11 protein-coding genes are annotated in these 12640 nt (G+C 53.7%); all 11 read right to left on the bottom strand.

Annotation, left to right across the window (positions count from 1 at the left end; all coding sequences use genetic code 11):
- Positions 1–38: 38 nt before the first annotated feature.
- Positions 39–1532 carry an NADH-quinone oxidoreductase subunit M gene (locus FHW66_RS07605; protein WP_183379173.1) on the bottom strand — a complete coding sequence of 498 codons (1494 nt, stop codon included), beginning with the start codon at positions 1530–1532 and terminating at the stop codon, positions 39–41.
- A gap of 27 nt (positions 1533–1559) precedes the next feature.
- Positions 1560–3659, bottom strand: a complete 2100-nt coding sequence (gene nuoL, locus FHW66_RS07600; protein ID WP_183379172.1) for an NADH-quinone oxidoreductase subunit L — start codon at positions 3657–3659, stop codon at positions 1560–1562.
- 115 nt (positions 3660–3774) lie between these two features.
- A complete protein-coding gene (gene nuoK / locus FHW66_RS07595) occupies positions 3775–4083 on the bottom strand; it encodes an NADH-quinone oxidoreductase subunit NuoK (RefSeq protein WP_183379171.1) in 309 nt (102 codons plus the stop codon).
- Between the two features lie 15 nt (positions 4084–4098).
- On the bottom strand, positions 4099–4743 hold the full coding sequence (locus FHW66_RS07590; protein WP_183379170.1) for an NADH-quinone oxidoreductase subunit J: 645 nt from the start codon (positions 4741–4743) through the stop codon (positions 4099–4101).
- Between the two features lie 114 nt (positions 4744–4857).
- Positions 4858–5346 carry an NADH-quinone oxidoreductase subunit NuoI gene (gene nuoI / locus FHW66_RS07585; RefSeq protein WP_183379169.1) on the bottom strand — a complete coding sequence of 163 codons (489 nt, stop codon included), beginning with the start codon at positions 5344–5346 and terminating at the stop codon, positions 4858–4860.
- Positions 5347–5377: 31 nt separating this feature from the next.
- Complete coding sequence (nuoH, locus tag FHW66_RS07580; protein WP_183379168.1) at positions 5378–6457, bottom strand: NADH-quinone oxidoreductase subunit NuoH; 1080 nt, start codon at positions 6455–6457, stop codon at positions 5378–5380.
- Positions 6457–8781, bottom strand: coding sequence for an NADH-quinone oxidoreductase subunit NuoG (gene nuoG / locus FHW66_RS07575; protein ID WP_183379167.1), 2325 nt, complete (start codon positions 8779–8781; stop codon positions 6457–6459). The genes nuoH and nuoG overlap by 1 nt, the downstream gene beginning before the upstream one ends.
- Before the next feature lie 132 nt (positions 8782–8913).
- On the bottom strand, positions 8914–10209 hold the full coding sequence (nuoF, locus tag FHW66_RS07570; protein ID WP_183379166.1) for an NADH-quinone oxidoreductase subunit NuoF: 1296 nt from the start codon (positions 10207–10209) through the stop codon (positions 8914–8916).
- Positions 10206–10697, bottom strand: a complete 492-nt coding sequence (nuoE, locus tag FHW66_RS07565) for an NADH-quinone oxidoreductase subunit NuoE (protein ID WP_183379165.1) — start codon at positions 10695–10697, stop codon at positions 10206–10208. Before nuoE ends, nuoF begins: the two co-directional genes overlap by 4 nt.
- 77 nt (positions 10698–10774) lie before the next feature.
- Positions 10775–12028, bottom strand: coding sequence for an NADH-quinone oxidoreductase subunit D (locus FHW66_RS07560; protein WP_183379164.1), 1254 nt, complete (start codon positions 12026–12028; stop codon positions 10775–10777).
- A complete protein-coding gene (locus FHW66_RS07555) occupies positions 12028–12624 on the bottom strand; it encodes an NADH-quinone oxidoreductase subunit C (RefSeq protein WP_183379163.1) in 597 nt (198 codons plus the stop codon). The genes FHW66_RS07560 and FHW66_RS07555 overlap by 1 nt, the downstream gene beginning before the upstream one ends.
- Positions 12625–12640 lie beyond the last annotated feature (16 nt).

The raw sequence follows: 12640 nt of genomic DNA, 5'->3' as shown, positions 1-12640 counted from the left end.
CCCGCGTTTGCTACCTTGTTACCACATCAAATACAACATCAGTTCGTGATCTTCGACACCGACACGTGCTGCAGCAAATCGGTTACCGAGGTTTGCATCGCATCTGTGACTGGTGCTGGATACAGACCCATGACCAGCACGGCAATTGCCAGCAGCCCGAGAATGAAGAACTCACGCTTGTTGACATCAGTCAGTTCGGCAACATGGTGGTTGGCGACCTTGCCAAAAATCACGCGCTTGGTCAGCCACAGCGAATAGGCTGCGCCGAGGATCAGTGCAGTCGCTGCCAACAAGCCAATCCAGAAATTGAACTTGACCGCGCCCAGGATCACCATGAATTCGCCAACGAAGCCAGAGGTTGCAGGCAAGCCGCAGTTGGCCAGCGAGAACAGGATGAAGAAAGCTGCGAAACGCGGCATCTTGTTGACCACACCACCGTATTGCGCAATTTCACGGGTATGCATGCGGTCATAGAGCACACCGATGGACATAAACATCGCACCAGATACGAAACCGTGAGAAATCATCTGGGCAATCGCACCCTGCACTGCCATGTCGTTGAACATGAAGAAGCCCAGCGTCACGAAACCCATGTGAGCAATCGACGAATAGGCGACCAGTTTTTTCATGTCTTGCTGAACCAGTGCAACCAGACCGATATAGATGACAGCGACCAGCGACAAGGTAATCATGAAACCCGACAGCGCATGGCTGGCATCAGGTGCGATTGGCAGCGAGAAACGCAGGAAACCATAAGCACCCAGCTTCAACATGATCGCCGCCAGTACGATGGAACCACCAGTTGGCGCTTCCACGTGGGCATCCGGCAACCAGGTATGCACTGGCCACATTGGTACCTTGACCGCAAACGCCATCAGGAATGCGAAGAACAGCAGCTTTTGCTCGATCATCGACAGTGACAGTTGATGCCATGTCGGAATTTCAAAGCTTCCACCCGAAACGATGTACAGATAGATCAGTGCGATCAGCATCAGCAAGGAGCCGAGCAAGGTGTAGAGGAAGAACTTGAACGCCGCATACACACGGTTGCTACCGCCCCAGACACCCACAATGATAAACATCGGAATCAGCGTGGCTTCGAAGAACACGTAGAACAGCATGCCGTCGAGTGCCGAGAACACACCGTTCATCAGACCGGACAGAATCAGGAAGGAGCCCATGTACTGACCGACACGCTTCTCAATGACTTGCCAGCCCGCCAGCACCACGATCACGGTGATGAACGCCGTCAGCGGGATGAACCACAGCGATATGCCATCAATGCCGAGGAAGTAGCTGATGTTGAAACGATCAATCCAAGGTGTCTTTTCGACGAATTGATAGCCGTGTGCGGCTGCATCGAAATGCAGTATCAGCGGGATGGTCACCGCCAGACTGACGACGGCACCAAGCAACGCCAACCAGCGTGCAATGGATGGATTTTCGTCACGGCCAACGGCCAGGACGAGCGCACCAAATACGATCGGACACCAGATCGCAAGGCTCAGGATAGGAAAAGTTGACTGCATCATGGTTGTTATTTACTTTACTCCGCCAACTTATTTGGCAAACGGAAACGGAAGAGCCCACACCAAGAAACCCAGTACCCCAATAATCATTACAAACGCGTAATGGTAGATGTAACCGGACTGGAACAAACGTGTGAGCTTCGAGAACCAGTTGACTACCTTGGCGCTTCCATTGACGACCAGGCCGTCGATCAAGCCGCGATCACCGACCACCCACAGACCACCACCCAACAAACGTGCACCACCGGCAAACACGACTTCATTGAACTTGTCCATGTAGTACTTGTTGTCCAGCAGCGTGTAGATGGCGCTGAAATTTTTCTTGATCCACGCAGGTACACGTGGATTGACCATGTAGAAGTAATAAGCCACTACAACACCGGCAATTGCAAGCCACAGCGGCGCCGAACTGACAGCATGCACCGCCATCGCGACCGGACCGTGGAACTCTTCTGCCAGCTCTTCCATGACCTTGTGGTTTTCACCAACGAAAATGACATTCTTGAAGAAATCACCAAACAGCATCGGCGAGATCGCGAAGAAACCGATGATCACGGATGGAATTGCCAGCAGGATCAGTGGCAGCGTCACTACCAGCGACGACTCATGCGGTTTTTGTCCTGGTGCCAATCCGTGGTGCTCGTGATCATCATGATCATCATGCGCTGCGTGTGCATCATGGCCTGCATGATCATCATGCACACCGTGCGCTGCTACAGGAGCGTGATGGTCGTCATGAGCGTGTGCCTTGCCGAACCGTTCTTCACCGTGGAACACCATGAAGTACATGCGGAACGAGTAGAACGCGGTCACGAACACACTTGCCAGCACAGCGAAATACGCAAAACCGGAACCAGGCAGATGCGAGGCAGCTGCGGCATCAATGATGCTGTCCTTCGAATAGAAGCCCGAGAAGAACGGCGTACCGATCAAAGCCAGTGAACCGAACAATGAAGTGATCCAGGTGATCGGCATGTACTTGCGCAGACCGCCCATGTTGCGCATGTCTTGATCATGGTGCATACCGATGATGACCGAGCCTGCGCCCAGGAACAGCAATGCCTTGAAGAACGCGTGCGTCATCAGATGGAATACCGCCACCGAATAGGCCGAAGCACCCAGCGCCACCGTCATGTAACCGAGCTGAGACAACGTCGAGTAAGCAACGACGCGCTTGATGTCGTTTTGCATTGTGCCCAGGAAGCCCATGAAGAGCGCTGTAATGGCACCAATCACCAGAATCACGGACAAAGCGGTATCCGACAATTCAAACAGCGGCGACATACGCGAGACCATGAAGATACCTGCAGTCACCATCGTCGCCGCGTGAATCAGCGCCGAGATAGGAGTAGGACCTTCCATTGAGTCTGGCAGCCACACGTGCAGCGGGAACTGGGCCGACTTACCCATGGCGCCAACGAACAGGCAGATACATGCAACGGTCAATAGCATCCAGTCGGTACCCGGCAGTGTCAGTTGTGCCAGTTCAGCGCGCTTGGCAAACACTTCTGCGTAGTTCATGGAGCCGGAATACGCCAGCAAGAGACCGATACCGAGAATGAAACCAAAGTCGCCAACACGGTTGACCAGAAACGCCTTCATATTGGCCTTGATCGCGGTCGGACGGGTATACCAGAAACCGATCAGCAGATACGACACCAGCCCCACCGCTTCCCAACCGAAGAACAGTTGCAGGAAGTTGTTGCTCATGACCAGCATCAGCATCGAGAAGGTGAACAGCGAAATGTAGGCGAAGAAACGGTTATAGCCGTCATCGTCTTTCATGTAGCCGATCGTGTAAATGTGCACCATCAACGACACGAAGGTGACGACACACATCATCATCGCCGTCAGGCTATCGATCAGGAAGCCGACTTCCAGCTTCAGACCTGCCACATTCATCCATGTGTAAAGCGTACCGTTGTAGGTCGCGCCGTCGAGCACAGCCAGCAGCGTCTGCACGGAAATGATAAGGGCGATCAGCACGCCAAGAATGGTCGCCGTATGCGACACCTTGCGGCCGACGACGTTACCAAAGAACTTCGTACCGAGCAGGCCTGCAATCGCAGAGCCAGCCAGGGGAGCCAGAGGAACGGCTAAAAGAAGATGTGGGTTAAGTTGCCCCGCCATGATGAACCTTATCGCTATTTGGGCCCTGCGTTCCAATGTCGTCTATGACAACATCATCGGCAGGACACCCATCTTTGAATGAAATTTAAATACTATCCAAATACACTGCGCTTCTTTATCCCTTGAGGGAGTCCAGATCTTCCACGTTGATGGTATCCAGATTGCGGAACAACACCACCAGAATGGCCAGACCGATTGCCGACTCAGCGGCAGCGACGGTCAGAATGAAGAAGACAAAGATCTGTCCGGCTGCATCACCCAGATAATGCGAAAAAGCAATGAAGTTCATGTTCACCGCCAGCAACATCAGTTCGATTGCCATCAGCAAAACGATGACGTTCTTGCGGTTGAGGAAAATACCGACGATCGAGATCGCGAATAGAATCGCGCCGAGGATCAGGTAGTGTGAGAGCGAAAGTGTCATGATATCGGCCGCTCCTTAAGCTTGTGGTTCCGCGCCAGATGCCTGCGCATCGCCGCCATTGTTTCGAGTAGATTCAGCCTGCATCTTGACCAGACGCACGCGATCATTACGTTGTACCTTCACCGCATCACCAGGCGCGTAGTACTTGCTGTCCTTGCGACGACGCAATGTCAACGACACTGCAGCGATAATCGCCACCAGCAGAATCACTGCGGCAATTTCAAAGCCATAGACGTAATCAGTGTAGATCAGCATACCTAGTGCCTTGGTCGTGCCAATCGTGTCGGATGCTGCTGGAACCTGTGCTTCTGGAGCCCAGAAACTGCGCAACAGAACTGATGCCATTTCGAGCACGATGACAACACCAATGGTCGCCGCCAACGGGAAGTAGCCCCAGAACCCTTCCCGCAGCTTGTCGAGATTAATATCCAGCATCATCACCACGAACAGGAACAGCACCATGACTGCGCCGACGTAAACCAACACCAGCACGATGGCCAGAAATTCGGCCTTGAGCAACATCCAGATACCTGCGGCATTAAAGAACGCCAGCACCAGGAACAACGCAGCATGCACTGGGTTGCGAGCCGTTATGACGCGTAGTGCAGCGAGCACCAGGATCGCTGAAAACACATAGAACAAGATTGTTTTAAATTCCATAATCAACCAATAGTCGGCTAAATCAGCATCAGATCATTCAGATCACGGTACCCGGCGAGCAGATGTATAACCTGCTTCGCCGAATCAAGCTAGTTCAACACTAATCAACAATAATCAACGGTAAGCAGCATCTGCAGTACGGGCAGCAGCGATGTCATTCTCATAACGATCACCAACGGCCAGCAACATTTCCTTGGTGTAGTACAAGTCACCACGTTTTTCGCCGTGATATTCGAGAATGTGCGTTTCAACGATGGAATCCACCGGGCACGACTCTTCGCAAAAACCACAGAAAATACATTTGGTCAGGTCGATGTCATAACGCGTGGTCCGACGCGAACCATCCTCGCGCTGTTCCGACTCGATCGTAATTGCCATTGCCGGGCACACTGCTTCACACAGTTTGCAGGCGATACAACGCTCTTCACCGTTAGGGTAACGGCGCAGTGCGTGCAGTCCGCGAAAACGCGGAGACTGCGGCGTCTTCTCTTCCGGAAAGCGCAGCGTGATCTTGCGCGCGAACAGGTACCGGCCAGTCAGCGCCAAGCCCTTGAAGAGCTCCTTGAGCATCAGACTGCCGAAAAAATCCTTGATTGCTTCCATGCTTATTCCACCTTTTTCTTTGCGTCCGAATTTATTTCCAGATGTTCCATGGCGTGTGCATCCAGGTCGCAACGATGACCAGATACGCCAGAGTCAACGGAATAAACACCTTCCAGCCCAGACGCATGATCTGGTCATAACGGTAACGTGGGAACGAGGCACGTACCCAGATGAACATCGATACCACGAGGAAAGTCTTCAGTCCGAGCCAGATCCAGCCGGGGATAAAGTTCAGCGCGTCGAACGGCGATGCCCAGCCACCCAGGAACAGCAACGTAGTCAGAATCGAGATCAGCCACATGTTGGCGTATTCGGCCAGGAAGAACATGGCGAACGACATACCTGAATATTCGATCATGTGACCGGCCACGATTTCTGACTCACCTTCGACCACGTCAAACGGGTGACGGTTGGTTTCGGCGATACCGGAGACCAGATAAATCACGAATACCGGCAGCAATGACAACCAGTTCCACGAGAGGATGCCTGCGCCATGTGCGGCGAAGTAACCCTTGCTCTGCCCCATGACAATATCGGTCATGTTCAGGCTGCCGGTCACCATCAGTACGATCACCAGACAGAAACCCATCGAGATTTCGTAGGACACCATCTGTGCCGAGGCGCGCATCGCACCCAGGAAAGCGTACTTGGAGTTGGATGCCCAGCCGGCGATGATCACGCCGTAGACTTCCACCGAAGTAATCGCCATCACGTACAGCAAACCGGCATTCACATTAGCCAGTACAGTTTGTGGACCAAACGGAATCACTGCCCAGGCAGCCAGCGCAGGCATGATGGTCATGATTGGCGCGATAAAGAACAGCACCTTGTTGGCACGTGTTGGCGCAATCACTTCCTTCAAAATCAGCTTCAGCGCATCAGCGATTGGTTGCAGCAAACCGGCAGGGCCCACGCGGTTGGGGCCCATACGGACGTGCATCCAGGCGATCAGCTTACGTTCCCACAGCGTCAGATACGCGACAGCGCCGAGCAGTGGCAGGACGATAATGATGATTTTGAGCAGTGACCAGACCAACGTCCAGACGTACGGCCACGATGTCCCCAGATAGTTGGGGCCGACTGCGTTGATGTTTGCAATCAGTTGATCCATTACACTTTCTCCACAACGATTGCGCCAAACATGCCACCCAGCGCTGCAGTGCTGGCATGTGCAGCAGCCACACGCACAACATTTTCTGGCAATGTCTTATCGATATCCGCAGTCAGCACGGCGCTGCCCTGCCCTTGCTTTACATTCACACGGTCACCTGCAACGATACCGAGCTTTTGCGACAACGCTGCCGACAACCAGGCCTTCGGCGCTTGCCCATCCAGCGTCGCCAGCAGCGCAGGCGAACGACGAGCCACCGCATCAGCAAAGTGGATTGGGACATCAGCCAAGCGCTCAACACCAGTTACCGCGCCTGCGGCGGCCTGTGGTGCCAGCTTGCCTGTATTGTTCAGACGCTCGGCGAGCAGCGTTTCGGAACCGATCACTTCGGCGCGCACGGCTTCCGATGTTTCGTAGTCGAAGTTTTGCAGACCCAGCAGATTGCCCAATACGCGCAAAACTTTCCATGCCGGACGCGCATCACCCAGCGGCTTAACGGTACCGTTGAAACTTTGCGCACGACCTTCAGCATTCACAAACGTGCCGGATGTCTCGGTAAATGGCGCGATTGGTAATAGCACGTCGGCGTAATCAGCACCATGCTTGTAGGCAGACATCACAACAACCATCTCAGCTTGCTTGAGCGCAGCTACGGCAGCTTGAGGATCGTGGCTGTCGAGCTCTGGCTCAGCATTGAGCAACAGATAAGCCTTGCGTGCCTGGGCAAATGCCTGCGCAGCGTTAGCGCCGTCTTTGCCAGGAATCGCGTTGGCCAGGTAACCACCAACAGCATTACCGCCCTCGACCAGATATCCCAGCTTGGCGCCAGTTTGTTCAGCGATCCATTGCGCTGCTGCGTGCAGTTGCGACGCTTGCGGATGTTGTGCCGCCGCGTTGCCCAGGAACACACCCTTGGACTCGCCGGACAACAGGCTCGCCGCAGTTTGCTTGGCAGCATCCGAAGCCTGAACGCTCTCGAAGCCAGCTGGAGCAGCGACTCCCTTGGCTTGCGCCACAGCCACGACTACTTCGCTCAGAGCTGCGAGCCAGGCCAATGGTGCAGCAATAATCTTGTTGGCAACAGGTATCAGCAGATCATCGTCGCTACCATGTAGAACATTGATCTTGGCACCGTTCTTGACCGCCTGACGCAGACGTGCTGCCAGCAGAGGATGATCTTTGCGCAGGAAGGAGCCAATAATGAAGGCACGATTGAGCTCACCGAATTCAACAATCGACATACCCAGCCACGGAGTAACCTGATGATCCAGCGCGAAATCGGATTGGCGCAGACGGAAGTCAATATTTTCAGAGCCAATACCGCGCACGACCTTTTGCAGCAACGACAGCTCTTCCAGCGTCGAATAAGGTGTGCCCAGTGCAGCGATTGCATTGGCACCGTGTTCGTGACGGATGTTACGCAGACCGTGCGCGACATATTCCAGCGCGACCTGCCATTCAACTTCCTGCCACTTGCCATCTTGCTTGAGCATTGGCTTGGTCAGACGCTCTTCGCTATCCAGCGCTTCGTAAGCAAAACGGTCCTTGTCGGAAATCCAGCATTCGTTGACGTCGTCGTTTTCCAGCGGCAGGACGCGCATGACCTTACCACCCTTGACCTGAACGATCAGGTTGGCACCCACGCTGTCATGTGGGCTGACGGACTTGCGACGCGACAACTCCCAGGTACGCGCAGCGTAGCGGAAAGGCTTGGATGTCAGGGCACCGACCGGGCACAGGTCAATCATGTTGCCGGACAATTCGGAGTTGACGGTTTTACCGACGAAGGTGGTGATCTCGGAGTGTTCACCGCGACCCAGCATACCCAGTTCCATCACACCAGCGACTTCCTGGCCAAAGCGAACACAGCGTGTGCAGTGGATGCAGCGGTTCATTTCCTTCATGGAAATCAGCGGACCGACATCTTTCGGCGGCACCACGCGTTTTTCTTCAGTGTAGCGTGAGCTGGATCCACCGTAACCAACTGCCAGATCCTGCAATTGACATTCACCGCCCTGATCGCAGATTGGGCAATCCAATGGGTGGTTAATCAGGAGGAATTCCATCACGCCTTTTTGTGCCTTGACTGCCTTGTCGCTGGCAGTGCGTACGATCATACCGGCGCTGACTGGCGTGGCGCAGGCAGGCAAAGGCTTGGGAGCCTTTTCTACGTCGACCAAGCACATGCGGCAGTTCGCCGCGATGGATAATTTTTTGTGGTAGCAAAAATGTGGAATGTAAGTGCCAACCTTGTTGGCAGCATCCATGACCATGCTGCCTTCTTGCACTTCAACTTTTTTGCCGTCTATTTCGATTTCAACCATGGCTTTTTGCCCAAGCTAAGTATTCTTTTGACCCTGATAACAGGCACACATCCCTGCTGCTGGTATTACCCGCCGCAGCGCTGTGTGCAAGTTTTACCCTGCTTCACGAAGCGCTATTTCGAACGACAATCGTTAAATGTAAGCTGGCACCAAGCAGTGTTTGTGCTCGATGTGATACTCGAACTCTTCGCGGTAATTTTTCACAAAGGCACGCACCGGCATCGCCGCTGCATCACCCAGTGCGCAAATCGTGCGACCCTGAATATTGTCTGCTACCGAATTGAGTAGATCCAGATCTTCAGGCTTGCCGTGACCATTTTCGATGCGTTCAACGACGCGATACATCCAGCCGGTACCTTCGCGGCATGGTGTACATTGCCCGCAGGACTCTTCGAAGTAGAAGTAAGCCAGACGCAGCAGCGACTTGACCATGCAACGTGTCTCGTCCATGACGATTACGGCGCCGGAACCCAGCATCGAGCCAGCCTTGGCAATCGCATCGTAATCCATGGTGGTGTCCATCATCACGTCACCGCGAATGACGGGTGCGGAAGAACCACCTGGAATTACACCCTTGATCTTCTTGCCACCGCGCATACCCCCAGCCAGTTCCAGCAACTCGGAGAAAGGCGTACCCAGCGGAATTTCGTAATTACCCGGACGTTCAACGTCACCCGAGATCGAGAAAATCTTGGTGCCGCCATTGTTTGGCTTGCCCATCGCTGCATAGGCTTCACCGCCCACCTTGAAGATGAATGGCACTGCAGCAAAGGTTTCTGTGTTGTTGATTGTGGTTGGCTTGCCGTACAAACCAAAGCTTGCCGGGAATGGCGGCTTGAAGCGCGGCTGCCCCTTCTTGCCTTCGATCGATTCCAGCAGCGCGGTTTCTTCGCCGCAGATGTAAGCGCCATAACCATGGTGACCATGCAACTGGAAGCTGAAGTTGGTACCGAGGATGTTGTCGCCCAGGAAGCCTGCAGCACGAGCCTCTTCCAGCGCTTCTTCAAAGCGCAGGTAGGCATCAAAAATCTCGCCGTGAATATAGTTGTAACCAACCGTGATACCCATGGCGTAACCGCCGATGATCATGCCTTCAATCAGCGCATGCGGATTGTAGCGAATGATGTCGCGGTCCTTGAATGTACCCGGTTCGCCCTCGTCGCTATTGCAGACAAGGTACTTTTGACCAGGGAACTGACGTGGCATGAAGCTCCACTTCAGACCAGTCGGGAAGCCCGCGCCGCCGCGACCACGCAGACCGGAGGTCTTGAGCTCGGCGATAACTTGTTCGGGTGTGATATTTTCGGTCAGGATGCGCTTGAGCGACTCGTAGCCGCCGCGCTTGACGTAATCAGCCAGGTGCCAGTTCTGGCCATCCAGTCCCGCCAAAATCAGCGGCTTGATGTGACGATCATGCAGACAGGTCATTTCTTCAGTTCCTCCAGCAGCGCGTCGATCTTGTCGTTCGACATCCAGCTACACATGCGCTTGTTGTTGACCAGCAGGACAGGCGCATCACCGCAGGCGCCCATGCACTCACCCTCAACCAGAGTGAAATTACCATCCGCCGTGGTTTCTTTGTAACCGACGCCAAGTTTATGCTTCAGATGATGTGCAGCACGCTCGCCACCGGACAGCAGGCATGGCAGATTGGTACAGACAGTGATCTTGTGCTTGCCCTGCGGCGTGGTGTTGTACATGTTGTAGAACGTCGCCACTTCCTGCACTGCGACAGCAGGCATGCCAATGTAGTCGGCAATTTCCTGTTGCAGTTCGGCTGGTAACCAGCCATGTTCATCCTGAGCAATGGCCAGTGCGGCCATGACCGCAGACTGGCGCTGATCCCCAGGATACTTCGCGAGTTCGCGATCAATTTTCTTTAGAGCGTCTTGACTTAACAGCATATCGTTTGCCATCCGTGCGCATGATCTGCGCGGGTTTATCGGATATTCCCCAACTTACAGCGGGTTTTCAAAAACATCCAGTTACCGACTTAGCGGTCAATTTCTCCAAACACGATGTCTTGCGTACCAATGATGGTCACCGCATCGGCGATCATGTGGCCCTTGGCCATTTCATTGAGACTCTGCAGATGAGCAAAGCCCGGTGCGCGGATCTTCATGCGGTATGGCTTGTTGGCACCGTCTGACACCAGATAGATACCAAATTCACCCTTTGGATGCTCGACTGATGCGTACGCCTCGCCTGGTGGCACGTGGAATCCTTCAGTAAACAGCTTGAAGTGGTGAATCAGATCTTCCATGTTGGACTTCATGTCCATCCGTGGTGGTGGCGCAACCTTATGGTTATCCGTAATGACCGGACCCGGATTGTTACGCAGCCACTCCACGCATTGCTTGATGATGCGATTGGATTGACGCATTTCTTCCACACGCACCAGATAGCGGTCATAGCTGTCGCCATTTTTACCAACCGGAATATCAAAGTCGAGCAGATCGTAGACTTCGTAGGGCTGCTTTTTACGCAAATCCCATTCGATGCCCGAACCGCGCAGCATCGGACCAGTAAAGCCCATTGCCATCGCACGCTCTGGCGAGACCACGCCGATACCAACCAGACGTTGCTTCCAGATACGGTTATCGGTCAGCAGTGTCTCGTACTCATCAACGTATTTCGGGAAGCGATTGGTGAACGCTTCGATGAAATCAAGCAGTGAACCCTGACGATCTTCATTGAGCTGGTCTACCGACTTCTGATTACGAACGATGGACGACTTGTATTGCGGCATGACATCCGGCAAATCGCGATACACACCACCCGGGCGATAGTAGGCAGCATGCATACGTGCACCGGAGACGGCTTCGTAGCAGTCCATCAGGTCTTCGCGCTCACGGAACGCATACAACATCACGCCCATCGCACCCACGTCCAGACCGTGCGCACCGATCCACATCAGGTGATTCAACAGACGGGTGATTTCATCAAACATCACACGAATGTATTGCGCGCGCAACGGCACTTCGAGGCCCAGCAGTTTCTCGATGGCGAGCACATAAGCGTGCTCATTACACATCATCGACACGTAGTCGAGACGATCCATGTACGGAACCGACTGCAGGAAGGTTTTTTGCTCTGCCAGTTTTTCAGTTGCACGATGCAACAGGCCGATATGCGGATCAGCACGTTGAATGACTTCGCCATCCAACTCCAGCACCAGACGCAACACGCCGTGCGCCGCAGGGTGCTGAGGACCAAAGTTGAGCGTGTAATTCTTAATTTCAGCCATTATTTAACCCCGTAATTTTCTTCACGAATGATACGCGGAGTAACTTCACGCGGCTCAATCGTTACGGGTTGATAAACCACACGTTTCTGTTCGGCGTCGTAGCGCATTTCCACGTAGCCTGACACCGGGAAATCCTTGCGGAACGGATGACCGATGAAACCGTAATCCGTGAGGATACGGCGCAAGTCATCATGACCATCAAACAGGATACCGAAGAAATCGAATGCTTCACGCTCATACCAGTTTGCCGAAGCCCACAGACTAGTCACCGAAGAAACCAGCGGCAAATCATCGTCCGGAGCAAACACGCGCACACGCACACGCCAGTTATGAGAAATCGACAGCAAATGCGATACCGCGGCAAAGCGTGGACCTTCCCATGCACCATCACCGTAGGTGGAGTAATCCACACCACACAAATCGATCAGTTCTTCGAAACGGGTATCAGCGTGATCGCGCAACACGCGCATTGCCGAAAGATAGTCAGCCTGCTTGACCACCACAGTGATCTCACCCAGCGCCACAGTCAAATTCTGAAGATAACCACCCAGCGCATTACGCAAGGCAGCTTCGAGAGTTTCTAATTTTGTTGTCATGCCAACCCTTCCACTC

This window comes from Herbaspirillum sp. Sphag64 (genome assembly GCF_014192645.1).
Classification (GTDB): domain Bacteria; phylum Pseudomonadota; class Gammaproteobacteria; order Burkholderiales; family Burkholderiaceae_D; genus Herbaspirillum.
Note: the sequence above shows the minus strand (reverse complement) of the source record. Positions and strands in the feature narration are given on the sequence as shown.